The sequence below is a fragment of the Novosphingobium lentum NBRC 107847 genome (genome assembly GCF_001590965.1).
Lineage (GTDB): Bacteria > Pseudomonadota > Alphaproteobacteria > Sphingomonadales > Sphingomonadaceae > Novosphingobium > Novosphingobium lentum.
Genome location: NZ_BCTW01000014.1, coordinates 73773 through 99400 on the forward strand (window position 1 = coordinate 73773; position 25628 = coordinate 99400).

General features: G+C 67.3%; 20 protein-coding genes, 1 tRNA gene, 1 other RNA gene and 1 pseudogene. 15 read left to right on the forward strand and 8 right to left on the reverse strand.

Features of this window, described 5'->3' with window-relative positions; translation table 11 throughout:
* Positions 1–10: 10 nt before the first annotated feature.
* Together NL2_RS13600 and NL2_RS13605 are read right to left on the reverse strand one after the other, a co-directional pair.
* Positions 11–2755 carry a [protein-PII] uridylyltransferase gene (locus NL2_RS13600; RefSeq protein WP_068076175.1) on the reverse strand — a complete coding sequence of 915 codons (2745 nt, stop codon included), beginning with the start codon at positions 2753–2755 and terminating at the stop codon, positions 11–13.
* Positions 2756–2838: 83 nt separating this feature from the next.
* Positions 2839–4542, reverse strand: coding sequence for a class I adenylate-forming enzyme family protein (locus NL2_RS13605; protein WP_068076177.1), 1704 nt, complete (start codon positions 4540–4542; stop codon positions 2839–2841).
* A gap of 145 nt (positions 4543–4687) precedes the next feature.
* Between NL2_RS13605 and lgt the strand changes: the two genes are divergently transcribed.
* The 6 genes from lgt (at position 4688) to NL2_RS13635 (ending at position 10257) form a co-directional block, all read left to right on the forward strand.
* Positions 4688–5584 (forward strand): prolipoprotein diacylglyceryl transferase, encoded by an 897-nt coding sequence (gene lgt, locus NL2_RS13610; protein WP_068076180.1) that lies wholly within the window; start codon positions 4688–4690, stop codon positions 5582–5584.
* Positions 5581–6663, forward strand: coding sequence for a class I SAM-dependent methyltransferase (locus NL2_RS13615; RefSeq protein WP_068076182.1), 1083 nt, complete (start codon positions 5581–5583; stop codon positions 6661–6663). Before lgt ends, NL2_RS13615 begins: the two co-directional genes overlap by 4 nt.
* Before the next feature lie 255 nt (positions 6664–6918).
* Positions 6919–7485: a ubiquinol-cytochrome c reductase iron-sulfur subunit gene (gene petA, locus NL2_RS13620; RefSeq protein ID WP_068076184.1), complete on the forward strand. Its 567-nt coding sequence runs from the start codon at positions 6919–6921 to the stop codon at positions 7483–7485.
* 12 nt (positions 7486–7497) lie between these two features.
* A complete protein-coding gene (locus NL2_RS13625) occupies positions 7498–8793 on the forward strand; it encodes a cytochrome b (RefSeq protein WP_068076186.1) in 1296 nt (431 codons plus the stop codon).
* A 28-nt stretch (positions 8794–8821) separates the two neighbouring features.
* Complete coding sequence (locus NL2_RS13630) at positions 8822–9640, forward strand: cytochrome c1 (RefSeq protein ID WP_068076190.1); 819 nt, start codon at positions 8822–8824, stop codon at positions 9638–9640.
* Positions 9641–9720: 80 nt separating this feature from the next.
* Positions 9721–10257: an adenine phosphoribosyltransferase gene (locus NL2_RS13635; protein ID WP_068076276.1), complete on the forward strand. Its 537-nt coding sequence runs from the start codon at positions 9721–9723 to the stop codon at positions 10255–10257.
* A gap of 177 nt (positions 10258–10434) precedes the next feature.
* Here the strand turns inward: NL2_RS13635 and NL2_RS13640 are convergent, their stop codons facing one another.
* The gene (locus NL2_RS13640; RefSeq protein WP_157083170.1) at positions 10435–12555 is read right to left on the reverse strand and encodes an acetate--CoA ligase family protein; all 2121 of its coding nucleotides are present in this window, start codon (positions 12553–12555) and stop codon (positions 10435–10437) included.
* Positions 12556–12713: 158 nt separating this feature from the next.
* On the opposite strand from NL2_RS13640, the gene NL2_RS13645 reads away from it, so the two are divergent.
* From NL2_RS13645 to NL2_RS13670, 7 genes are all read left to right on the forward strand, one after another.
* Positions 12714–12787, forward strand: a tRNA-Gly gene (locus tag NL2_RS13645).
* Between the two features lie 210 nt (positions 12788–12997).
* Positions 12998–13087 (forward strand): potassium-transporting ATPase subunit F, encoded by a 90-nt coding sequence (locus NL2_RS20825; RefSeq protein ID WP_084356081.1) that lies wholly within the window; start codon positions 12998–13000, stop codon positions 13085–13087.
* An 11-nt stretch (positions 13088–13098) separates the two neighbouring features.
* Positions 13099–14802: a potassium-transporting ATPase subunit KdpA gene (kdpA, locus tag NL2_RS13650; RefSeq protein ID WP_068076278.1), complete on the forward strand. Its 1704-nt coding sequence runs from the start codon at positions 13099–13101 to the stop codon at positions 14800–14802.
* A gap of 12 nt (positions 14803–14814) precedes the next feature.
* Positions 14815–16839: a potassium-transporting ATPase subunit KdpB gene (kdpB, locus tag NL2_RS13655; protein WP_068076194.1), complete on the forward strand. Its 2025-nt coding sequence runs from the start codon at positions 14815–14817 to the stop codon at positions 16837–16839.
* Positions 16840–16884: 45 nt separating this feature from the next.
* The gene (gene kdpC / locus NL2_RS13660; protein ID WP_068076196.1) at positions 16885–17478 is read left to right on the forward strand and encodes a potassium-transporting ATPase subunit KdpC; all 594 of its coding nucleotides are present in this window, start codon (positions 16885–16887) and stop codon (positions 17476–17478) included.
* Positions 17475–20138, forward strand: coding sequence for a DUF4118 domain-containing protein (locus NL2_RS13665; protein WP_068076197.1), 2664 nt, complete (start codon positions 17475–17477; stop codon positions 20136–20138). The genes kdpC and NL2_RS13665 overlap by 4 nt, the downstream gene beginning before the upstream one ends.
* The gene (locus tag NL2_RS13670) at positions 20135–20815 is read left to right on the forward strand and encodes a response regulator (RefSeq protein ID WP_068076199.1); all 681 of its coding nucleotides are present in this window, start codon (positions 20135–20137) and stop codon (positions 20813–20815) included. The genes NL2_RS13665 and NL2_RS13670 overlap by 4 nt, the downstream gene beginning before the upstream one ends.
* A gap of 7 nt (positions 20816–20822) precedes the next feature.
* On the opposite strand, the gene NL2_RS13675 is transcribed toward NL2_RS13670, so the two are convergent.
* Positions 20823–21242 (reverse strand): VOC family protein, encoded by a 420-nt coding sequence (locus tag NL2_RS13675; RefSeq protein WP_068076200.1) that lies wholly within the window; start codon positions 21240–21242, stop codon positions 20823–20825.
* A 303-nt stretch (positions 21243–21545) separates the two neighbouring features.
* Here NL2_RS13675 and NL2_RS21660 point away from each other — a divergent pair.
* Positions 21546–21998, forward strand: a pseudogene (locus NL2_RS21660) (metallophosphoesterase); the annotation flags it as partial.
* Between the two features lie 212 nt (positions 21999–22210).
* Here NL2_RS21660 and rnpB read toward each other — a convergent pair.
* From rnpB to NL2_RS13700, 4 genes are all read right to left on the reverse strand, one after another.
* An RNA gene (gene rnpB / locus NL2_RS13685) (RNase P RNA component class A) lies at positions 22211–22652 on the reverse strand.
* 39 nt (positions 22653–22691) lie between these two features.
* Entirely contained in the window at positions 22692–23396 is a 705-nt protein-coding gene (locus NL2_RS13690; protein WP_068076204.1) for an N-acetylmuramoyl-L-alanine amidase, read from the reverse strand.
* Positions 23397–23402: 6 nt separating this feature from the next.
* On the reverse strand, positions 23403–24059 hold the full coding sequence (locus tag NL2_RS13695; RefSeq protein ID WP_068076206.1) for a histidine phosphotransferase family protein: 657 nt from the start codon (positions 24057–24059) through the stop codon (positions 23403–23405).
* A 99-nt stretch (positions 24060–24158) separates the two neighbouring features.
* Entirely contained in the window at positions 24159–24581 is a 423-nt protein-coding gene (locus NL2_RS13700) for a M67 family metallopeptidase (RefSeq protein ID WP_068076279.1), read from the reverse strand.
* A gap of 28 nt (positions 24582–24609) precedes the next feature.
* Here NL2_RS13700 and NL2_RS13705 point away from each other — a divergent pair, with 28 nt between their 5' ends.
* Positions 24610–25581, forward strand: a complete 972-nt coding sequence (locus NL2_RS13705; protein WP_068076208.1) for an RluA family pseudouridine synthase — start codon at positions 24610–24612, stop codon at positions 25579–25581.
* Positions 25582–25628 lie beyond the last annotated feature (47 nt).

A 25628-nucleotide genomic window follows, 5' to 3' on the forward strand; every position in this document is an offset into this window, starting at 1 on the left:
GCGCTGCGCTTCAGGCGGCGATCGGCTTGAGCTTGCGGTCTTCGGCCGCTTCGAGCAGCCGTTTCTCCACCGCTTTCAGCCTCGGTTCGCTTTCCACTTTCTCGCCCAGCAGATCGGTGACGTAGAACGTATCGACCGCGCGCTCGCCATACGTGGCGACGTGGGCGGAGTGCACGATCAGCCGCGCCTCGAACAGCGCCCGCGCCAGCCGGTTGAGCAGAGCCGGACGATCGCGCGCGCCGATCTCGACCACGGTGAAGCGGTTGGAGGCGGTGTTGTCGAAGATCACGATCGGCCGCACGTCGAACGCATCGGCGCGGGGGCGCGCCAGCGGGCGCGCGGCGAGCCGGGGCACGAGCTTGACGCGGTTGGCCAGCGCATCGCCAATCGCGCTTTTCAGGCGTTCGATCTGGCTGTCCTCGTTCAACGGCCGCCCCAGCGGATCCTGCACGAGGAAATTGTCGACCGCCATGCCGTTCTTGGCGGTGTGGATGCGCGCGTCGATGATGTTGCCACCGGCGAGGTGAATGCCCCCCGCGATGCGGTAGAACAGCCCCGGGTGATCGGCCGCCAGCACGGTGACCAGCGTCGCGCCGCGCGCGGGATACCAGTGCGTCTCCACCGTCAGCGGCTGGTCGAGCGCGCGGTCCATCTGCTGAAGGTTGAGCGCGATGATGTCCTCGGGCTCGGCGATCCAGTAGGCATCGCCCAGCTGGCGCCCGACCGTGCCGATCAGCGCATCGCGCTCCTTCAGGACCTGACCGACGGCAGCCTTCTTGGCGGCGATCCGTTCGGCCCGGCCATGCTGCTTGTAGCCCAGCCGCAGCACTTCCTCGGTCGACTGGTACAGATCGCCCAGCAGCTGCCGCTTCCAGCTGTTCCAGATGCCGGGGCCGACCGCGCGGATATCGACGACGGTGACCAGTAGCAGCAGCCGCAGCCGTTCGACACTCTGCACTTGCGCGCCGAAATCGGCGATCGTCTTGTAGTCGGCCAGATCGCGCTTGAACGCGGTCGCGCTCATCAGCAGGTGATAGCGCACCAGCCAGGCCACCAGCTCGGTCTCCGCGCCCGACAGGCCCAGCCGCGGGCACAGCTTCATCGCCACTTCGGCGCCCAGCACGCTGTGATCGCCCTGCCGGCCCTTGGCGATGTCGTGCAGCAGCGTGGCCAGGTACAGCACCCGGCGCGAGGCGATCTTGGGCATCACCACGCTGGCCAGCGGATGGTCGTCCTTGAAATCACCCTTTTCGATCCTGGCGAGCAGCCCGATCGCGCGGATGGTGTGCTCATCGACCGTGTAGTGGTGGTACATGTCGAACTGCATCTGCGCGACGACGCGGCCGAAATCGGGCACGAACCGCCCGAACACGCCTGCCTCGTTCATCCAGCGCAGCACCGTTTCCGGATCGTTGCGGCTGGTCAGAACGTCGAGGAACAGCGCATTGGCGCGCGGGTCCTTGCGCACGGCGCCATCGATCAGCTTGGCATCGCGCCGCGCCAGCCGCATCGCATCGGGATGGATCTCGACCTTCTCGCGATCGGCCAGCACGAACAGCTCGATCAGCCGGACCGGATCCTTTCGGAAGAAGTCGTCGCCCGATACCGAGATCTTGCCGCTGTCGACCGTGAACGCCCCGACTTTTTTCGGCCGGCGCCGCAGGCCTGCCAGGAAGCCGCGATTCTTCGGCGGAAACTGGTCATCGAGTTGGGCCAGGAACACCCCGGTCAGCGATCCGACCTGTTTGGCCTGCAGGAAGAAGTACTGCATGAACCGCTCCACCGCGCTTTTGCCCGGCCGGTCGGAAAACTGCATCCGCGACGCCACTTCGCGCTGCAGATCGAACGTGAGCCGGTCCTCGGCGCGGTTGGTGATGTTGTGCAGGTGGCTGCGCACCGCCCAGAAGAAATTCTCGGCCCGGCGGAATGCGCGATATTCCTCGGCGGTCAGCAGGCCGACATCGACCAGCTCGCTGGGATCGCGCACTTTGTGGATGTACTTGCCGATCCAGTAGAGCGTGTGCAGGTCGCGCAGGCCGCCCTTGCCTTCCTTGACGTTGGGTTCGACCACGTAACGGCTGTCGCCCAGCCGCTTGTGCCGGTCGTTGCGCTCGCCCAGCTTTTCGGCGACGAACTGGCGCTCGGTGCCCGATACGACTTCGGCCCAGAACCGCCGCGAGCCTTCCTCGTACAAGTCGCGATCGCCCCAGACATAGCGCCCTTCGAGCAGCGCGGTGCGGATCGTGAGATCGCTTTTGGCCATGCGCACCAGATCGTCGAGCGAGCGGCTCGATTGCCCGACCTTGAGCCCGAGGTCCCACAGGAAGTAGAGCATCGCCTCGATCACCTGCTCGCACCACGCGGTCTGCTTGGAGGGCGTGAGGAAGGCGATGTCGACGTCCGAATGCGGTGCCATCTCGCCGCGCCCGTAGCCGCCCACGGCCATGATCGACAGACGTTCGCCCGTGCTGCGGTTGCCGGTGGGATAGACATCGGTGACGACATGGTCGTGGATGATCCGAACCAGCTGATCGACCAGGAACGCCTGCGCCGCGGCACAGTCATGGCCGGCGGACGGTTTTTCCATCAGCCGCCGGGCGATTTCGGTGCGACCGGCCGCGAGTGCTTCGCGCAACAGTTCGACCACGGCGGGGCGCGCCTTGGCCCCGCTTTCGGCCACGGCGGCGGCAACGGCTTCGGCAAGCGCGCGGCGATCGATGATCAGGCGCTGGTTGGCAATGCGGTGTAGGGTCATGGCCGCGTACCTAGGCCAGGATCGGTTTCAGCGACACACCGAAACCGACCCGAACCGGCCACCTCGTCGATTCCCGCCAAACCCTAGCTCCCCGCCCCGGCCCATTCGCGGGTGAACCGTTCGCGCAACGCGCGCTTGTCGACCTTTTCGGTCCCGAGCCGGGGCAGCGGTTCGTCCACTTCCCAGAACCGCACCGGGATCTTGAACGCGGCGATGTGCCGCGCCAGAAACGCCCGCAGATCGTCGTCGTGCAGCACCCGGCCGTCCTTGGGCTTGTAGACCGCCGCCGGCACTTCACCATAGAGCTCGTCGGGCAGGCCGAACACGCTGGCTTCGGCAATGTCGGGATGGGCGTAGATCGCGCTTTCCACCTCGATGCAGCTGATGTTCTCGCCGCCGCGGATGATGATGTCCTTCTTGCGATCGACGATGAACAGATAGCCCTCCGCGTCGAGATACCCCAGATCGCCGGTGCGGAAATATCCGTCGTCGGTGACGGCGGAACGGGTGGCGGCTTCGTTGTTCCAGTAGCCGATGAAGTTGGCGACGCTGCGGATCGAAACCTCGCCGGTCGCGCCTTGCGCCACCGGCTTGCCGTCATCGTCGAGGATCGCCAGATCGACCAGCGGGCGCGATGCAGTGCCGGTGCTGCCGGGCTTGGCCAGGTAGTTCTCATTGAAGTTGCCGGCGCCCACGGCATTGGTCTCGGTCAGGCCGTAGCCCAGCAGCGGAAATGCATGCGGCAGCGATTCGCGAATGCGCGAGACGTGATCGACCGGGCGCGGCGCGCCGCCGGCGGCAAACAAGGTGCAGCTGGACAGATCGTACCTGGCGCGATCGGGGTGCGTCGCGATCTCGAAGCTCATCAGCGGCACGCCGACGAAGTAGGTGATCCGTTCGCGCTCGATCAGCTGCATCGCCTGTTCGACGTCCCACTTGGGCATCAGCACCAGCTTGCGCCCCAGCGCGAAGCTTTGCAGCAGCACGGGGATTTCCCCGGTGACGTGGAACAGCGGCAGGTTGACCAGCGTGGACGGCTGCACCGTGGGCGCCTTGCCCCGCTCGGTCATCAGGCTGAGCATCAGCACGGACTGCGCCAGATAGCTGAACGTGCCCTGCACGACCTGACGATGATCGGAATAGGCGCCCTTGGATTGCCCGGTGGAGCCCGAGGTGAACAGGATCGTGGCCAGATCGTCGGGTGCGATGCCGGGCAGCGGGGTATCCGCGCCGCCGCCCTTGGCGGTCAGCGCGGCCAGGCCTTCGCCCGGCGGCACATCGTGCACGACCGGCACGATCGTGGCGCAGTGGGTCACCTGGGCAAGCCGGGCCGCACGCGGGCCATCGGCCAGGATCAGGCTGCAACCTACCAGATCGACGCCTTGCGCGAGTTCCTCGCCCTGCCACCAGCCGTTGAGCAGCACCGCGCACCCTCCGGCCATCAGCACCGCCATGTACGCCACGATCCAGCTGGTGGAATTGCGCGCGGCGATGCCAACGCGGTCGCCTTTCTGAAGGCCATGGCCGGCAACGAGCCCGCCGGCCGCCACGCGCGCGGCGGCATAGGTCTCGGCAAAGCTCAGCCGCATCGGTCCATCGACGATGAACGGCAGATCGCCATGCGCGGCGCAGAAATGCGCGAAATAGTCCGCCAGCGTCGCCGGGGCGGCGGCGATCATCGGCAGATCGCGCCCGAAGCGGTGGTACGGCACCGTTTCGAACATTCCGCCGTGCGCGGACAGCGATTCCATCACCCGGGCCAAGTCGCGATCAAGTTCGCTCTGCATCAGATCGACTACCTCTCCCGTTGCCCCGCGCCGCTTCCGGCTTTTCGGGTTTGCTTGCGCCTGTCGCTATGCCAAAAGCCCATCCCAACGGGGGATGGGGCGCGCACCGACGCTTGCCCTGACCCGGTTCTAGGGAGTTCGCTACTTGCTGTCACTATTGGCCGCGGCATCCGCCGCGATCCACCCGCTGCAATGGGATGAGCTGGGACTTTCGCCGATCGCGCTCGATCTCGGGTTCTTCACGCTCAAGTGGTATTCGCTGGCGTATCTGGCCGGCATCCTGCTGGGCTACTGGCACCTGTCGAAGATGATCAAGGCGCCCGGCGCACCGATGGCGCAGCGCCACGCGGACGATCTGTTCTTCTATGCCACGCTGGGCATCATCCTAGGCGGGCGGATGGGCTATGCGATCTTCTACGCGCCGCAGCTGCTCACCCACCCCGCGGATCTGGGCAAGTTGTGGGAAGGCGGCATGAGCTTCCACGGCGGCCTGGTCGGCACGCTGCTGGCGATCGCCTGGGTTTCGTGGCGCGGGAAGCTGTCGTTCCTGCGCACGTGCGACTATCTCGCGGTGTGCGTGCCGTTCGGGCTGGGCTTTGGCCGGCTCGCCAATTTCGTGAACGGTGAGCTGTGGGGCCGCGTTGCGGGGCCAGGCGTGCCGTGGGCCATGGTGTTCCCCGGCGGTGGCCCCGCCGCGCGCCACCCCAGCCAGCTTTACGAAGCCCTGCTGGAAGGGCTGGTGCTGGCGATCGTACTGGTCACGCTGTTCTGGAAAACACGCGCGCGGTGGCGGCCCGGCCTGCTCGTGGGCCTGTTCGCACTCGGCTATGCGCTGTCACGCTTCACGGTCGAATTCTTCCGCGAGCCCGATGCCCAGCTTGAGGATTTCGCCCACGCGACCGGTCTGTCGATGGGCCAGTGGCTGACCATCCCGTTGATGGCGGTGGGCCTGTTCTTCACCATCCGGGCGCTGATGAAGCCACAAGTGTCGGCGCAAGGATCGCCGCCAGTAGCGGCGGGTTCAGGGACGATCCCTGCGTGAACGACGGCGGAGCCGCAGGCGGACAACCGCCTGCACGGGCGCTTGCACAGGTATTCCACCGGCTGATCGCCAACACCGGCCCGATCAGCCTCGCCCACTTCATGGCCGAATCGAATGCGCGGTATTACAACACGCGCGACCCGCTGGGCACGAACGGCGATTTCGTCACCGCGCCCGAAATCAGCCAGATGTTCGGCGAACTGATCGGCCTGTGGCTGGCCGACATGTGGATCAGGTCCGGCCGCGACGAGCCGGTGCACTACGTCGAACTCGGCCCCGGACGCGGCACGCTGGCGCACGATGCGCTGGGTGCGGTCGGTCGCTATGGCCTGACCCCGCGCGTGCACTTCGTCGAAACCAGCACCGCGCTCAAAGCCGTGCAGCTGGACCTCCACCCGGGCGCGCAGTGGCACCATGACCTGTCGACCCTGCCCGACAACGGGCCGTTGCTGGTCGTCGCCAACGAATTCCTCGATGCCCTGCCCGTGCGCCAGCTGGTGCGCACCCCGGCGGGGTGGCGGGAACGGATGGTGGGGCTGGAACGCGGCGGGTTGGCGCTCGTCGCCGGCGACCGGCCGATGGACGCCGCGGTCCCGCCGGCGATGCAGGCGCTCGATCTGCCCGACGGCGCGATCATCGAGACGAGCCCCGCCGCCGCCGCGATCGTTTACGAACTGGCCGGTCGTCTCGCGGCGCAAGGTGGGGCGGCGCTGATCATCGATTATGGCCAGGCCCATTCCCGGCTCGGCAGCACGCTGCAGGCGGTGCGCGAACATCGCAAGGTGGATCCGTTCTCCACGCCGGGCGAAGCGGACCTGACGGCGCATGTCGATTTTGCGGCGCTCGCCGCGATCGCCCAGTCGCGCTCCGCACGCTGGCTGGGCACGGTCGAGCAGGGCCGCTGGCTGCGCGCGCTGGGCATCGAGGCCCGCGCCGAAACGCTGTGCCGGGCCGCACCCGAACACACCGCGGCGATTCTCGCAGGCCGCGACCGCCTGATCGGCGAAGGCCAGATGGGCGCCCTGTTCAAGGTAATGGGACTGGCCGGGCCGAACTGGCCCGACGGCGCGGGGTTCTGATGATTCCGGCAGCGGCGCGACAACGGCTGCAAGGCCCGCGATTCCCCGAGTTTCGCGATGCCAAAATGCCTGTTGGCAAACCGGCGTTTTTGCGTCTATCAGGCGCGCCAAGTGGGGTCCGTTGCGCCGTTGAAACAGGCGTTCGGTCCTCCGGCTGCGAGGGCGTTTTCACGAAAATGCCGTCTCGCGGCCAAGTGGGGGCAAGTTGGACCACGGGCGATCCGTGCCCGGGGCGGCAGCAGGCAGGGAATTCAAATGGCTGACGATGCAGGCATCGACACTCCGGTGCATGAGACCGGGGAAGGCGTGCGGCGCCGCGATTTCATCAATGTCGCGGCGGTAAGTTTTGCGGGCGTCGGCGGTCTTGCCACGCTGTGGCCGCTGATCCGGCAGATGAGCCCGTCGGCCGACGTGCTGGCCGAAAGCTCGACCGAAATCGACATTTCGCAGATTGCGGCGGGCCAGGCGATCAAGGCCATCTGGCGCAAGCAGCCGGTGTTCCTGCGCAACCTGACCCCGGCGGAAATCGCTTTGGCCAACAAGGTCGACATCGGTTCGCTGCGCGATCCGCAGACGCTGGCCGAGCGTACCAAGCCCGGCAAGGAAAACTGGCTGATCACCATGGGCGTGTGCACCCACCTGGGCTGCGTTCCGCTGGGTGCCGGCGAGGGTGAGCCGCGCGGTGAATTCGGCGGCTATTTCTGCCCGTGCCACGGATCGACTTACGATACCGCTGCGCGCATCCGCAAAGGCCCGGCTCCCAAGAATCTTGAGGTTCCGGTGTATGAGTTCAACAGCGACACTGTCGTGAAGATCGGCTGAGGATAAGATCCGATGAGCTTTCCCTGGGCGCAACATTACGAGCCTCGCCACCCGTTCATGCAGTGGATGGACGAAAAACTGCCGCTTCCGCGCTTCGTCTACAATGCGGTGGGCGCCGGATACCCGGTGCCGCGCAACCTGAACTACTGGTGGAACTTCGGCGTGCTCGCCGGCTTCTGCCTGGTCATCCAGATCGTGACCGGCGTGATCTTGGCGATGCATTATGCCGCCAACGCGGGCGTCGCCTTCGATTCGACCGAGCACATCATGCGTGACGTCAACTGGGGCTGGATGATGCGCTATGCGCACGCCAACGGCGCCTCTGCGTTCTTCGTGGTGGTCTACACCCACATCTTCCGCGGTTTCCTGTTCGGTTCGTACAAGGCCCCGCGCGAGATGATCTGGCTGCTGGGCGTGGTCATCTTCCTGCTGATGATGGCCACCGCGTTCATGGGCTACGTGCTTCCCTGGGGCCAGATGAGCTTCTGGGGCGCCAAGGTCATCACCGGCCTGTTTTCGGCCATCCCGCTGATCGGCACGCCGCTGCAACAGTGGCTGCTGGGCGGTTTCGCGCCCGATAACGCCGCGCTCAACCGCTTCTTCAGCCTGCACTTCCTGCTGCCGTTCGTGATCGCTGCAGTCGTGATCCTGCACATCTGGGCGCTGCACATCCCCGGCTCGACCAACCCGACCGGCGTGGAAGTGAAGACCGAAAGCGACACCGTGCCGTTCCACCCGTACTACACGGCCAAGGACGGCTTCGGACTGGGCGTGTTCCTGATCCTTTACACCGCCGTGGTGTTCTTCGCGCCCAACGCGCTGGGTCACCCCGACAACTACATCCCCGCCAACCCGCTTTCGACGCCGGCGCACATCGTGCCCGAATGGTACTTCTGGCCATTCTACGCGATCCTGCGCGCGTTCACCTGGGACTTCTTCTTCATCCCGGCCAAGCTGATGGGCGTGCTCGCCATGTTCAGCGCGATCCTGGTGTGGTTCTTCCTGCCCTGGCTGGACACCTCGCCGGTGCGCTCGTCGCGCTATCGCCCGCTGCTGCGCAAGTTCGTGTGGTTCGGCCTGCTGCCCGACGTGATCATCCTGGGCTACTGCGGCGGTTCGCCCGCTGCCGAACCTTTCGTGATGATCTCGCAGATCGCCGCGGCGTACTACTTCCTGCACTTCCTCGTGATCCTCCCGATCGTCTCGTCGATCGAGAAGCCCGAGCCGTTGCCGTTCTCGATCACCGAGGATGTGCTGGGCAAGGATGACCACGCCGTGCTCGCCCCCGCCCAACCCGCTGCCGCCTGAGCGCAACCGGAAAGATCGAGAGAACCCCATGGTCCGTCTTTTTGGCCCCCTGATCGGCCTCTTCTTCGCCGTCGCGCTACTGTGGTCGTTCGGTAACGGCGCCTACGTCGCGATTACCGAACCGGCTGCGGCCACCGCGGAGTCGGTGTTCCACAAGCACCCCAAAGAGGTGCACTTCGCCAGCGACGGCGTGTTCGGCCGGTTCGACAAGGAACAGCTGCAGCGCGGGTTCGCGGTGTACAAGGAAGTGTGTTCGACCTGCCACAGCCTCAAGCAGGTCTCGTTCCGCGACCTGACCGCGATCGGCTACAGCGAAGCCGAAGTGAAGGCGATCGCCAAGCAGTGGGGCAACAAGGCGCAGACTTTCGATCCCAAGACCGGCGACCGCGCCGACCGTGAGAACCTGGCCTCGGATCACTTCCCGCCGGTGTATTACGCCGGTCAGGGCAGCCCGCCCGACCTGTCGCTGATGACCAAGGCCCGCCACGAAGGCCCGGCCTACGTCTATTCGCTGCTGACCGGGTACGAGGCGCAGCCGGCCGCGATGCTCAAGCAGTTCCCCGATGCCAAGACGCCGGACGGGCTGCACTACAACCCGTACTTCGCCAACCTCAACCTCGCCATGCCGCCGCCACTGACCACCGATGGTCAGGTGACCTACAGCGACGGCACCAAGGCGAGCGTCGACCAGATGGCCAAGGACGTCTCGGCGTTCCTGGTGTGGACGGCAGAGCCCAAGCTCGACAAGCGCAAGCAGACCGGCTGGCCGGTGGTGGGCTTCCTGATCGCCGCGACGATCCTGGCCTACCTCGCCAAGAAGAACGTCTGGGCCGACCAGGCGCACTAAGGCCGGCAAGGCTGAACAATCACGAAAGGCCACCGGCGACGGTGGCCTTTTTCGTATCTGCGATTATCGCTGGAGACATGATGAGCCCCGACGATCTCAAGGCGCTGGTGCGCACCGTGCCCGACTTCCCCTCACCGGGGATCCTGTTCCGCGACATCACCACGCTGATCAGCCACGGCGATGGCTTTGCCGCGTCGGTCGAGCATCTGGCCGATCTGGCGCGCGCAGCCGACGCGGAAGCGATCGCCGGGATGGAAGCCCGCGGCTTCATTTTCGGCGCGGCGGTGGCGGCGCGCCTGGGCATCGGCTTCGTGCTCGTGCGCAAGCCGGGCAAGCTGCCCGTCCCCACGATCGGGATCGACTATGCGCTGGAGTACGGCCGCGACCGGCTGGAGATCGATCCCGGTGCGGTTCCGCCGGGCCAACGCATCGTGATCGTCGATGATCTGATCGCGACCGGCGGCACCGCGCTCGCTGCCACCGAGCTGCTGCGCCGGGCGGGCGCGCGCATCGACCACGCGCTGTTCATGATCGACCTGCCCGACCTGCATGGTGCCGAACGGCTGCGCGGAGACGGGGTCATCGTGCAGGCGCTGATGGATTTCGCCGGGCATTAGGGCCTGATGAAATTTGATTCATCCACACCGTCACCGCTCGTGTCGAGCGTAGTCGAGACACATTGCGCAGCAGGCGAACGCGGCGCGGAGTCCCTCGACTTCGCTCGGGATGAGCGGATCGGGGGAATATCGTGATTCTGTCCGGCTGATTCCCGCGAACGCCAGGGAAGGCCCATATCACCGCACCAGCATCAGCGCATCGAGCGCAACCACGCCTTGGCCCGCCGGGTGCAGGATCACGGGGTTGAGGTCGATCTCGGCGATGCGCGGCTCGGCGCGCAGGATCTGTCCGACCGTACCGATCAGGCGCGCCAACGCCGCCACATCCAGCGCGGGCGAGCCGCGATAGCCCGACAGCAGCGCCGCGCTTTTCAACCGCATCAAACCCGCCACGATCGCATCGTGCGGCAGGTCGGCAGGAAACAGGCATACGTCCTGCAGGATCTCGGCAGTCACCCCGCCGAAGCCCGCGAGCACCACCGGACCCCATTCCGGATCGGCTTTTGCGCCAATGATCATTTCCAGTCCGCGCTGGCCCATGCCCTCGATCAGCACGCCGTCGAGGTGGATCGCCGCCGAATAGCCCGCGACATTGGCGTGGATGCGGTCCCAGCCGCCACGCACCGCCGCGTCGTCGGCCAGGTTGAGCAGCACGCCGCCCGCGTCGCTTTTGTGGCCCAGCGCGGCGGCTTGCGCCTTCATCGCAACCGGATAGCCGACGGCCCGGGCCGCCTCGACGGCTTCGTCCGCGCTCGCCGCGAACCGGCCCTGCGGGAACGGGATGCCGAGCGGTGCCAGCAGCTGCTTGGCGCGATATTCCGGCACCACGCCCGCCATGCCGGCAAGCCCCGGAACCGGCAGCGGCGCTGCGTGGGTCGCGTCGAACGCGCGCGCCGAAAAGGCGGTCAACCGCTGCACCGCGCGAAACGCGCGCTCGGTCGAGGGAAACCACGGAATGCCGGCGCCGCGCAGCGCGGCAATGCGCTCGGCCGGGATGCCCGCCCCTTCGTCGAGCCCGGCAAAGATCACCGGCTTGGTCGCCGCCCGTCCCTCCAGCGCCGCCAGGATCGGCGGCACCTTGATCGTGCAGGTCACCGGATCGCTCTGGATGATGCCCGCGATGATCGTGCCGACCGCCTCGTCATCCAGCAACGCCGCCAGCGTGCGCGTGTAGATCGCCGGTTCGCTGAGGCCCTGCGCGGTGATGTCGAGCGGATTGCTCACTGGAACGAACGGCGGCAGCACCGCGCGCAAGGCGGGCGCATTGTCGTCGTCCAGATCGGCCAGCGGCAGCTCCAGCTCCTCGGCCAGATCGAGCACCAGCGCCTTGAACGCGCCCGATTCGCCCAACACTGCGGTGGCGCCCGACGGCAGCACCGCGCAGCGCACCGCGATTTCGGCAATGTCGCCCAGTTCTTCCAGCGATTCGGCCATGACCACGCCCGCGCGCTCGACCATCACGCGCATCAACTTGTAGTCGCCCGCCATCGCGCCGGTGTGCGTGGCGGCGGATTCGCGCGCCGCGCTCGATTTGCCCGGATGCAGCAGCACGATCGGCTTGCCCGCCGCCTGCGCACGCCGCGCCGCATCGAGGAAGCGCTGCGGTTTGCGGAACTGCTCCACGATCATCGCAATCACATGCGTCGCCGGATCGTCGACCAGCCAGTCGACGTAATCCTCCACGCCGCTGGCCGCCTCGTTCCCGGTCGAGATCGAAAAGCTGACGCCCACGTCGCGCGCGACCAGCGTGGTCGACAGCACCGCCGCCATCGCGCCCGACTGCGAAACGATGCCCGTCGCGCGGCGATTTCCCGGCGGCACGGCATTGGTTTCGACGAACGTCAGCGGGATGCGATCGACGTAGTTGACCAGGCCCAGGCAGTTGGGGCCTTCCACGACCATCCCCGCCGCGTGTGCGATCCGGGCGATTTCCTGCTGTTCGGCCAGACCTTCCTCGCCGCCTTCGGCAAACCCGGCCGAAAAGATCACCACGCCGCCGACCTTGCGCCCGGCCAGCGCGAGCACGGCATCGAGCACGCCCGCGCGCGGGATCGCCAGCACCGCCACGTCCACCCCTTCGGGCAGCGCATCGACCGAGGCAAGGCACTTGCGACCCATGATCTCGTCGCGCTTGGGGTTGACCGGATAGATCGGCCCGGCAAACCCGTTGCGATCGAGATTGCCCAGCAAGGTCGTGCCCAGCGCCCCCGGCTTGTCCGACGCGCCAACCACCGCCACCGAGCGCGGACGCAGCAAACGGTCGATCGCCCCTGCGGGCAATTGCGGGTCTTGGCTCATCGGCATCCTCCAGTGTTAGTTATACGGTATAACAAACTGGAGAACCGGTAAAGGCCCGCAGGCTGGTGGTGTCACGCTGCGCCCGCACGGCGCCGCCGGGAGAAACGCCCGCAGCGGGTTGACGACGGCGCGCCCGCCGTGGCAATCGCCCCCACGACGCGGGTATAGCATAGTGGTAATGCACTAGCCTTCCAAGCTAGCTAGGCGGGTTCGATTCCCGCTACCCGCTCCATTTTCCCCACCGACATCAGGCACGTTGCAAGTGGATCACCATACTGCGGGCACGCCGCCGTCTGGACATTTTACGCGCAGCTTACGCCGGCAAGGCGCATTCCGTCTCGCGGCTTAACGGGCAAGCGCAGCATATCGGTCGCCAATCAGGAGGCCGACGCCATGTTCCCCGATCCCCAATCTCTCCACGTCCCACCCAAGGCCTCGAACCATGTCCGTTGACCTTGTCCTGGGCGGCTTCGTCGCGCTGGTGATCCTGCTGTACCTGCTGGCCGTGCTGGCGCGTCCCGAACGGTTTTGATGGAGCCTGCCATGACGCTTGCCGGTTGGGGGATGATCCTCCTGTTTACCGCCCTGTTCATCGCGCTGGCCAAGCCGGCGGGTGACTGGATGTTCACGCTCTACAAGGGCGAGGCGATGCCGCTCGGCCGGGTGCTGGGGCCGCTGGAGCAGGGCTGCTACCGGCTGTCGGGCGTCGATCCGGCGCGCGAGCAAGGCTGGGTCGGCTATGCCGCCGCGCTGATGTGCTTCAACCTGGCCGGGATCGGCCTGCTGTTCGCGATCCTGAAACTGCAGGCGGTGCTGCCGTTCAACCCGCAGCATTTCGGCGGTATCGACAACTGGCTGGCGTTCAACACGGCGGTCAGCTTCGTCACCAACACCAACTGGCAGAATTACGGCGGCGAATCGACGCTGTCGAACTTCTCGCAGATGGCCGGGCTGACGGTGCAGAACTTCCTGTCCGCCGCCACCGGCATCGCGGTCGCCTTCGCGATCATTCGCGGCTTCGCCCGGGCCAGCGCGCAAGGCATCGGCAATTTCTGGGCCGACATCACCCGCGTCACGCTGTACCTGCTGCTGCCCGCGAGCATCGTGCTGGCGCTGGTCTACGTGCTGCTGGGCGTACCGCAGACGCTCGATGCATCGGTCGGCGCGACCACGCTGGAAGGCGCCAGGCAGAGTATCGCGCTGGGCCCGGTGGCATCGCAGCTGGCGATCAAGATGCTGGGCACCAACGGCGGGGGATTCTTCAACGCCAATTCGGCGCACCCGTTCGAAAATCCCAGTGCGCTGTCCAACTACATCCAGATGCTGAGCATCTTCGTGCTCGGCGCGGGGCTGACGCTGACGTTCGGCAAGGCGGTCGGCAATGTGAAACAGGGCTGGTCCTTGCTCGCCGCGATGGTGCTGCTGGTGCTGGCGGGCGTGACCTTCGCCTACTGGGCGGAAGCTGCGGGCAATCCGATCCATCAGGCGCTGGGCATCGCCGGCGGCAACATGGAGGGCAAGGAAGTGCGCTTCGGCATTGCCGCCACGGTGCTGTTCGCGGTGGTCACCACCGCCACCTCGTGCGGGGCGGTGATCGGCATGCACGACAGCCTGATGCCGCTGGCGGGGCTTGTACCGATGTTCAACATGCAGCTGGGCGAACTGGTGATCGGCGGCGTTGGATCGGGACTTTATGCCGTGCTGATCTACGCCATCCTGGCGGTGTTCATCGCCGGGCTGATGGTGGGCCGCACGCCCGAATACGTCGGCAAGAAGATCGAATCGCGCGAGATGAAGCTCACCGTGATCGCCATCGTCATCCCGCCGCTGTGCATCCTCGGGCTGGCAGCGCTGGCGAGTGTCGTCGGGCCGGGGCTGGCCGGGCCGCTGGCCAAGGGCCCGCATGGATTTTCCGAGATCCTCTATGCCTATTCCAGCGCGGCGGCGAACAACGGCAGTGCGTTTGGCGGGCTGAGCGGCAATACCCCTTTCTACAACGCCACGCTGGCGATCGGCATGTTCTTCGGCCGGTTCGGGGTGATCCTGCCAGTGCTGGGCATTGCCGGCGGACTGGCCGTAAAGCGCCGCGTCCCGCCGGGACCGGGATCGTTCCCCACCACCGGTCCCCTGTGGATCGGCCTGCTCGCGGCGATCATCCTGATCGTTGGCGGCCTGACCTTCCTCCCCACGCTCGCCCTCGGACCGATAGCCGACCAGTTCCAGGTCGCTGCCGGCACGCTGAACTAGGTCCCCCAGACGATGAACGCCCCATCTCCCTCGCTGTTTACCGGACCGCTGATGGCAGCCGCCACCCGCGACGCGGTCCTCAAGCTCGACCCGCGCAAGCTGATCCACACGCCGGTGATGTTCGTGACCGCGCTGGTCGCCACGCTCTCGACCATCCTGCTGGTGCGCGAGATCGTCATCGGTGGGGGCCAGATCGTGTTTCAGGCGCAGCTGGTGTTCTGGCTGTGGCTGACCGTGCTGTTCGGCAACTTCGCCGAAGCCATGGCCGAAGGGCGCGGCAAGGCGCAGGCGGCATCGCTGCGCGCGACCAAGGCAGAGCTCAAGGCCAAGCTGCTGATCGGCACCGGCGACCTGTTCGAGACCGTGGCCGCCAGCCAGCTCGAGGTCGGGGATGTCGTGCTGGTCGAAACCGGCGACCTGATTCCGGCGGACGGTGACGTGGTCGCAGGTGTCGCCTCGGTCAACGAAGCCGCGATCACCGGCGAAAGCGCGCCGGTGATCCGCGAGGCGGGTGGCGATCGTTCGGCGGTGACGGCGGGCACCCGCGTCATCTCGGACCAGATCAAGGTCAAGGTGACCGCGGCCGCCGGCCAGGGCTTCCTCGACCGCATGATCGCGCTGGTCGAAGGGGCACAGCGCCAGAAGACGCCGAACGAGATTGCGTTGACCATCCTGCTGGCGGGGCTGACGCTGATATTCCTGATCGCGGTCGGCACCCTGCCCGCGTTTGCCTCCTACGCCCACGGCACCATCGCCGTGCCGGTGCTGGTCGCGCTGTTCGTAACGCTGATCCCGACGACCATTTCGGCGCTGCTGTCGGCGATCGGCATTGCCGGGATGGACCGGCTGGTGCGGTTCAACGTGCTGGCCAAGTCGGGCCGTGCGGTCGAGGCGGCGGGCGACATCGACACGCTGCTGCTCGACAAGACCGGGACGATCACCATCGGTGACCGGCAGGCGACCGAGTTACTGCCCCTGCCCGGCATCGCGCACGCCGATTTCGTGTCCGCCGCACGCCTCGCCAGCCTGGCCGACGAGACGCCCGAGGGCCGCTCGATCGTCGTTCTGGCGGGCCATGGCGACCCGATCCCCCAAGACGCCGTGGCGATCAAGTTCACCTCGCAGACGCGCGTCAGCGGCCTGCAGATCGGCGATCGTGCGCTGGTCAAGGGCGCGGTCGATGCCGTGCTCAAGCGCATCGGCGCGGCGGCCGATCCGGCAGCGGTGCAGGCGATGCGCGACATTTCCGACGGCATTGCCCGATCGGGCGGAACCCCGCTGGCGGTGGCCGAAGGCAACCGGCTGCTCGGCGTCATCCACTTGAAGGACATCGTCAAGGCCGGCATCCGCGCACGCTTTGGCGAACTGCGCCGGATGGGCATCCGCACGGTGATGATCACCGGCGACAACCCGCTGACCGCCGCCTCCATCGCCGCCGAGAGCGGGGTCGATGATTTCCTCGCCGAGGCGACGCCCGAGGACAAGCTGGCGCTGATCCGCAAGGAACAGGAAGGCGGCAAGCTCGTCGCGATGTGCGGCGATGGCACCAACGATGCCCCGGCGCTGGCGCAGTCCGATGTCGGCGTGGCGATGAACACCGGCACGCAGGCCGCGCGCGAGGCCGGCAACATGGTCGATCTCGACAGCGACCCGACCAAGCTGATCGAGATCGTGGGGCTGGGCAAGCAGCTGCTGATGACGCGCGGCGCGCTCACCACGTTTTCGATCTCGAACGACGTCGCCAAGTATTTCGCGATCCTGCCCGCGATCTTCATCGTGCTGTATCCGGGATTGGCGGCGCTCAACGTGATGAAGCTGGGCAGCCCGCAAAGCGCGATCCTTTCGGCGATCATCTTCAACGCGCTGATCATCCCGGCGCTGGTGCCGCTGGCGCTGAAGGGCGTGGCCTATCGCCCGGCCCCTGCGGGCACGTTGCTGGCGCGCAACCTTGCCATCTACGGGGTCGGCGGGCTGATCGCGCCGTTCGCCGGCATCAAGCTGATCGACCTTGCCGTCACCGGCCTCAACCTGGCTTAAGGCCCCATACGCTTACGGGCTCCCGTCATTCACAGGAACTTTGCGATGCTCGCCGAAATCCGCTCCGCCTTGCGCCCCGCCGTCGTCATGCTGCTGCTGTTTTCGGCGCTGACCGGGCTTGCCTACCCGCTGGCGGTGACCGGGATCGCGCAAGTCGCGTTCCCCCACCAGGCCAACGGCAGCCTGATCCGCGACGGCGGGCAGGTCGTCGGGTCCGAACTGATCGCGCAAGGCTTCGCCAGCCCGCGCTATTTCCATCCGCGCCCGTCGGCCGCAGGCAAGGGATACGACGCCGGCGCGTCGGCGGCGACCAACCTCGCGCCGGGATCGAAGGACTTGCGCGATGCGATCGCCGCGCGCGTGGCCGATCTGCGCGCGCAGGGCCTGACCGGGGCGTCCGTGCCCGCCGACCTCGTCACGACATCGGCGTCGGGACTCGATCCCGACATCAGCCCCGAGGCGGCGCTGGCGCAAACCGCACGCATCGCCAGGGCGCGCGGCCTTGCCGAGCCGCAGGTTCGCGCGCTGGTCGAAAGCCGGACCAGCTATCCGCTGTTCGGCCTGATCGGTGAGCCCCACGTCAATGTGCTGCTGCTCAATCGACAACTCGACCGCCTGTCGGTTAAGCAGGTGCAGTGACCCCAGCCCAGCCCAGACGAGCCACGCCGGACGATCTGCTGAAGCAGGCGAAGAAGGAAGCGCGCGGCAAGCTCAAGCTGTTTCTCGGCGCCGCGCCGGGCGTGGGCAAGACGTTCGAGATGCTGCGCGAAGGCGCGGAAATGCTGGCACAGGGCCAGGACGTGATCGTCGCGCTGGTGGAAACGCACGGCCGCGCCGAGACCGAAAAGCTGGTCGCGCCGTTCGAGGTCTTGCCCCGCAAGGCCATCGCGCATAGCCCGCACCAGCTGTCCGAACTCGACATCGACGCGGTGATCGCGCGCAAGCCCGCTGTCGCGCTGGTCGATGAATTCGCGCACACCAACGCGCCGGGCAGCCGCCATCCCAAGCGGTGGCAGGACATCGAGGAGCTGCGCGACGCCGGGATCGACGTGCTGACCACGCTCAACGTCCAGCATGTCGAAAGCCTCAACGACGTCGTCGCCGGCCTGACGCGGGTGCGGGTGCGCGAAACGGTGCCCGACGCCTTGCTGGACGACGCCGAGATCGAACTGGTCGATCTGCCGCCCGACGAACTGATCGAGCGGCTGAAGGCGGGCAAGGTCTATATCCCGAACGAGGCGACGCGCGCGCTCGGGCATTTCTTCTCCAAGTCCAACCTTTCCGCGCTGCGCGAACTGGCCTTGCGGCGGGCGGCACAGACGGTCGACCTGCAGATGCTCGAACATGTCCGGCTGGCCGGCGAACCGGGCAACTGGGCGGCGGGCGAGCGGATCGTCGTCGCGGTGGGTGAACAGCCCGGCGGCGATGCGCTGGTCAGGGCCGCCAAGCGGCTGGCCGATGCGATGCGGGCACCTTGGACGGCGGTGACCGTGGAGACACCGCGCAGCGCCATCCTGGGTGGAGACGCGCGCGGGCGCATCGCGGCGGCGCTCAGGCTGGCGTCCGAACTGGGCGCGAGCCTGGCCACCGTCCCGGCCGCGTCGGTGCTCGACGGCCTGCGCGCCCACATCGTCGAAGCCAGGACGACGGTGGTCGTGATCGGCAAGTCGCAGCGCAGCTGGTGGTTCGAGCTGCGCCACGGCTCGGTGGTGGACCAGCTGGTGCGCGGGCTGGAGAACGTCGCGATCCACGTGATGCCCACCGTTGTCCCGGCGGGGATCGTTCGGGCCGAAGCGGGCACCCGGCGGCCGCTCAACATCTCGGGGACCGGCATCGGCCTGTTGCTGGTGGCGCTGACCACGGCCGCCGCGATCCCGCTGGCGCGGCTGATCGGGCACAATTCGATCGATCTGCTGTACCTGGTTCCGGTCATCGCGACCGCGGCGCTGTATGGCTTGCGCTCAGGGCTGATCGCCAGTCTGGCCGCGGCGCTGGCCTACAACTTCTTTTTCCTGCCGCCGATCTACACTTTCACGGTCAGCGATCCGCAGAACGTGATGACGATGCTGGTGCTGACCGGGGTGGCGATCTTCGCCAGCCAGCTGGCCGGGCAACTGCGCCGCGAAGCAACCATCGGCGCGCGCACCGCCATCGAAAATGCCGCGATCGCCGCCTTCGGGCAACGGCTGGCCTCGGTGTCCGACGAAGCGGGCACGGCGGAGGCCGTGTGCGAGGAGGTCGCCAGCCTGCTCGGCGTCACCACGCTGCTCGCCACGCGCACGAATCGCGAGGTCATCGTCATCGGTGCGACGCCGGCCCATCCCGCGCTCGGCCCGATCGACATTGCCGCAGCCGAATGGGCGTTCGAACGGCAGGACGTGACCGGGCGTGCCACCGCCACGCTCAATGCCAGCGACTGGCAGTTCCACCCGCTGACGACCTCGCTGGGCGTGCTCGGCGTGCTCGGCATCGCCCGGCCCGACCAGAGCGAACCGCTGCCCGCCGACCGGCGCATCCTGTTCGCCACGCTGCTCGGCCAGGCCGCGCTGGCCCAGGAACGGATCAAGCTCGATGCCGAGGCGCGCAAGGTCAGCGCGCTGATCCAGCGCGACGATCTGCGCGCGACGCTGCTGGCCTCGATCGGCCACGACCTCAAGACCCCGCTCACCGCCGTGGTCGCGGCGGCGGATGCGCTCGCCGCCCGGTCGGGACCGTCGGCCACCACCGACACGCTGATGGCCGAAGCGCGCAGGCTGCGCCGGGTGTTCGACGATCTGGTCGAGATGACCCGGATCGAATCGGGTGTGCTGGCGGTCCGCCGCGAAGCGATCGACCTGATCGATGCGGTGGCCGCAGCGGTGCAGGATCTGCGCGCGGAACTCGGCCAGCGCAAGCTGGTGGTCGATGTGCCGCCGACGCTGCCGCTGGTCGATGCCGATCCGCGCATGCTGCATCACATCCTGATCAACCTGATCGGCAACGCCGCAAAATTCACCCCGGCGCACAGCGAGATCCGGATCGAGGCGCGGCGGTCGCCCGACCGGCTGGTGCTGGCGGTGATCGACGACGGGCCCGGCTTGCCCGCCGGCGGTGAAGCGGCGCTGTTCAACCGCTTCACCCGCGTCGAAGGCGGCGACATGACCGGCGGCACCGGGCTGGGCCTGGCCATCGTCAAGGGATTTGCCGACGCCATGGGCCTTGCGGTCACCGCCGGCAACCGCGCAGACCGCAGCGGATCGCGGTTCGAGATCGTGTGGCCCGGCTCGCTCATCCGCCGCGCGCCCAAGGACGCCGGATGAACGCGCATATCCTGATCGTCGACGACGAGCTGGCGATACGCCGGCTGTTGCGCGGGGCGGTCGAGCGCGCCGGGTTCGCCGTCGCCGAAGCCGCGACGGCGGGCGAGGCCCTGATCCTGGCCCGGCGCGAAGGGTGCGAGCTGGTGCTGCTCGATCTCGGCTTGCCCGATCGCGACGGGATCGAGCTGGTCCCGCTGATCAAGGCGATTGATCGCGCGGTGATCGTGCTGACCGCGCGCAACGCAACTTCCGAAAAGGTCGCCGCGCTCGATCTGGGGGCCGACGATTATGTGGTCAAGCCGTTCGACACCGACGAACTGCTGGCCCGCATACGGACGGCCTTGCGGCACAAGCTGCCGTTCGCCTCTGCCCACGGCGAGGTCACTGTCGGGGCCATCTGTGTCGACATCCTCGCCCACCGGGTGACGCGCGACGGCGTCGAGGTCCGGTTGACCCGCAAGGAATTCGCCCTGCTGGCCGAACTGGCCCGCCATCCGGGCCGCGTGGTGACCCACGCCCAGTTGCTCCGCACGATCTGGGGCGAGGCCCACGTCGACGATGTCGAGTACTTGCGCGTGACCATGCGCGGATTGCGGCTCAAGCTGGAAGCCGACCCCGCCGCGCCGGTGCTGCTGCAGAACGAGCCGGGCGTGGGTTACCGGCTGGTCGACAGCTGAGGCGCGCCTACCAGCTGCCGGTGTTTGCCATGCTGGCCCACGGCTCTGCCGGCGGCAGGTGGCCATCCTGCAGCAGTTCGACCGAAATTCCATCGGGCGAGCGCACGAACGCCATGTGGCCGTCGCGCGGGGGGCGGTTGATGACCACGCCAGCGTCCATCAGCCGCTGGCAGGTTTGGTAGATGTTGTCGACGCGGTAGGCCAAGTGCCCGAAATTGCGGCCGCCGCTGTAGTCTTCCGGGTCCCAGTTGTGCGTCAGTTCGACCTCGGCGATCCCGTCCTGGCCCGGCGCGGCGAGGAAGATCAGCGTGAACCGCCCCTTCTCGCTATCGAACCGGCGCACTTCCTCCAGACCGATCAGCTTGAAGAAACGGATCGTCGCATCGGGATCGGTCACCCGGATCATGGTGTGGAGGAACTTGGTCACGGCGGGTCTTTCCTGACGGCGATGGGATGAGCGCTTGCAACGGGTTCATCGCCGGTTAGCCAATTCAATGCAACAATCGCGCGCCGCAGTCGGCTTGCCGGCCGCAAGGCCACTCACTATAGGCACGTTCCGGAACCGGGTCTCCAGTCCGGTCGTGATCGCAAAACGATGATCAACAAACTTCGCGCCCTTTTCACGCGGTCGTCCGCCCCCGTCCTCGCTGCCGAGGTGCCCGCGGGTCAGCGCGTCTATGCGGTGGGTGACATCCACGGGCGGCGCGATCTGTTCGATGAACTGATCGCCATGGTCGAGGCGGACGATGCGGCGCGCGGGCCGGCCGACACCACGATCGTGCTGCTGGGCGACCTGGTCGATCGCGGACCCGACAGCGCCGGGGTGATCGCCGCCGCACGCGACCTTGGCCGGCGGCGCGCGGTGCGGACCATCGCGGGCAACCACGAGGAAATGTTCATCGGCAGCTTCAAGCGCGACGAAGTGCTGCGCCACTTCCTGCTCCACGGCGGCAAGGAAACGCTGCTGAGCTACCCGATCGAGCGCGAGGAATACGATCGCGCCACGCTGGGCGAACTGCGCAAGCTGATGCCCGGTTTCGTGCCCGCCGAAGACATGGAATTCATCGCGGCGATGGAAGACCAGGTGCTGATCGGCGATTACCTGTTCGTCCACGCCGGCATCCGCCCCGGTGTGCCGCTGGACCAGCAGCACAAGGCCGACTTGCGCTGGATCCGCAGCGAGTTCCTCGAAGACCGGACCGACCACGGCTGCATCGTGGTGCACGGCCACACCATCACCGACGATGTCGTGCAGCGCGCCAACCGCATCGGCATTGACACCGGCGCCTATGCCTCGGGCCGGTTGACCGCGGTCGGGCTGGAAGGCGCAGGACGCTGGTTCCTCTCGACCGAACCGCCGCCCGCCGGGGACGACGACGATGGAGACGAAAACGAGATGCCAGGGGGCCTGTAAGCCGGGTTCTGTGACGCCGCCCGTTTCCCTTGCGGGACGGCAGCGGCGCCGGCAGCCATTCCTCTAGGCGATGCCTTGCGGCAACGCTCCAGCAACCAACCCGGGCGGTCGTCGATCTTGCGATCGGGGTGCGAAACACACCCGCCTCTCCTTGCGGAAAAGCCCGCCGCCCCTATTCGGTCTTGCTCCGGGTGGGGTTTACCATGCCGGTTCCGTTGCCGGTCCCGCGGTGCGCTCTTGCCGCACCCTTTCACCCTTGCTGCCCCCGCCGGAGCGGGGGTTAGCGGTCTGCTCTCTGTGGCACTTTCCCTAAGCCGGCACCGAAATGCCGACCCGGCGGGCGTTACCCGCCACCCTTGTTTCGTGGAGCCCGGACTTTCCTCGGCATTGCTTGCGCAATGACGCGGCTGCCCGGCCCCCTGGCGCACCGCGCATAGCACCATGCGCCAGAAAGGAAACGCCTCACCTTGCCTGCCCCATGTCGCGCTGCAGCAGCAGTTCGAACAGCATCGCGCCGATCTGGCCATCGGGTTCCCCGGCGATCTTGTGCGGGCGCCAGCGCCGCTCGAACGCGCGGATCGCGGCGTGGCCATCGGAGATGTCGTAGCCGAACCGTTCGAGCGCGAGGAAGAACGCGCTGTCGTTGTCATAGACCAGCCGCATGCGCGGCTTGGGCACGGGCAGCGCCAGGTGGTGGCGCGCCAGCAGCGGCCAGTCGAACAGTTCGCCCGGGTCGTCCTTGCGCGCCGGGGCCACGTCCGAATGCCCGACCACGTTGGCGCGCGGGATGTCGTGCCGGTCGACGATCGCGGCGAGCAGCGGCAATAGCGCGTCCATCTGCGCCTCGGGGAACTCGCGGTAGCCCCATTCATGCCCCGGATTGACCAGTTCAATGCCGATGCTGGCCGAATTGACGTCCGAAATGCCGCGCCAGAAGCTGCGCCCGGCGTGCCACGCGCGCTTGTCCTCGGGCACCAGCCGCACCACGCAGCCGTCTTCGTGGATGATGTAGTGCGCGCTGACCTGCGCTGCCGGATCGACCAGTCGCGCCTCGGCTTCCGCGCCGGTCTGCATGCCGGTGTAGTGGAGCACGAGCATCGTCACCGGCAGCGTCCGCTCGTTCCAGTTGGGCGAGAGGTTTTCGCGGGTGACGAGTTCGTCGTCCATGGCGGGTCAGCCGACCGGAAGCACCGCGCCCATCACCAGCGCATCGGCGGTCACCGCAAACTGGATGCCCCCGCCCAGGCTGGAGGCAAGCTGGTGGACCATCGCGGCGGCGGCGGTGCGGCTGGACAACTCCTCGACCGGCAACGATCCGTCGAGCGCGGCGCCGATCGTGGGATCGAACGCGATGCGCGGGCCGGCGGCGCGGATCGCGATCTCGCTGGCGCCGCTGCGCTGTTCGGCGGCGATGTCGAGCGTACCGCCGCGCACCAGCGACTCGATGCCGATCAGCGCGAGGTTGAGCAGCGTCTTGACCGCAGGCTTGGGCAGGCTGTCGCAGCCCAGCGACCAGTTGACCTCGATGCGCCGGGCGTTGCCGACCAGCGCGTCGACCAGCGCGCGCGGTTCGGCCACCGGCACCATATCGCCAAAGCCGCCCGCCGCGCCGAACGCGAGGCGGAAGAACTTGAGCTTGTCGGCGGAAATCCGCGCGCTTTGCTCGAGCAGTTCGAAGCAGCGCTTGCGCATCTCGGGGTCCTTTTCCTCGGCCAGCAGCTCAAGCCCGTTGGAGAGCGCGCCGACCGGGCTCAGCATGTCGTGGCACAGCCGCGAACAGAGCAGGCTCGCCAGATCGAGCGAAGAGGTGGTGAGCGTGGCAGTGGTCATGTTCAGGATTCCGGCCTTTTTTCTGGCGAAGTTGACGATGTTTACACGCCTTGGCGCACAATCACCCCCTTTTCCCTGCGGCGCACCGCCCGAATGCCCTTAGTTATCCACGATCGTGTAGAAAAGTGGTTCGAAGCCGTGGGCGGTATCGCGCCAGCACCCGACCCGGCCGCCGGCGATGATCGCCCAGACCCGGCCATCGCCGCTGGCCATCGTCGCATCGCACGGCGACGGATCGCGCCGCCCGTTGGGGTGCGAATGGTAAAAGCCGGCCAGCACCGGTCCGCCCGATCGCGCGGCGCGGTGCGCGCCCAGCAGCGCCGCCGGATCGATTTCGAAGCTTTCGTGCGGGGTGGCGGAAACATTCGCTGTCGGGACCAGTGCGGTCACGCGGCCCGGATCGGCCGCTTGCGCCAGCAGCAGCCCGCAACATTCGAGCGGAGCCGCGCGCTGCGCTTCTGCCAGCAGGCGTTCGAAAACATCGCCCGCCAGTGCAATTCCCGTCGCATCCAATCTTGTCATGCCCGACTCCGTCCCCATCTTCCCTAGCATGGGGGGCCATGGCGAAAACATCCTTGCCGGCGTGATCGCCAGCGACGCAGCGCGGCTGGACAAGGCGCTGGCCGACGCCAGCGGCCTGTCGCGCGAACGCGTCAAGGCGCTGCTCGACGACGGGCGCGTGCGGATCGACGGCAAAGTGCCCGTGCAGGCATCGGCCAAGGTCGCCGCCGGATCGGCCTGGTCGATCGCCATCCCGCACGTGACCACCGCCACCGCCGTGGCGCAGGACATCCCGCTCGTCATCGCGTTCGAGGACGAGCACCTCGTGGTGGTGGACAAGCCCGCCGGGCTGGTGGTGCACCCTGCCGCCGGCAACCTCGACGGGACGCTGGTCAACGCGCTGCTGCATCATTGCCGGGGCCAGCTTTCGGGCATCGGCGGAGTCGCGCGGCCCGGGATCGTCCATCGCATCGACAAGGACACCTCGGGCCTGCTGGTGGTGGCCAAGAGCGATGCCGCGCACGAAGGCCTGGCCCGCCAGTTTGCCGACCATTCGATCACCCGCGCTTACCTTGCCGTCACCGGCGGCCAGCCGATGCCGCCTGCAGGCACGATTCGCGGCGCGATCGCCCGGTCCGTCCACGATCGCAAGAAAATGGCGCTGGTCGATGCCCGCGACGGCAAGGGCGAAGGGCGCGGCAAGCATGCGGTGACCCACTACCGCACGCTGCAACGGCTCGACGGCGCGGCGCTGATCGAGTGCCGGCTCGAAACGGGTAGGACTCACCAGGTGCGCGTTCACCTTGCGTCAATTGGCCATCCGCTATTGGGAGACCCTGTCTATGGACGCGCACCCTCCCCAATCCGGCCGATTCTCGCCAGGCTCGGCTTCCGACGCCAGGCGCTGCACGCAGCGCAGCTGGGGTTCATCCACCCGATCACCGGCGCGCCTGTTCTTTTTTCCAGCCCGACGCCGGTCGATATAGGGGAACTGATCGTCGAACTGGGGGGTTCAAGCTGATGCTCGCGCGCTACAACAAATGATGTGTGGTCCCACCGCACGATGCC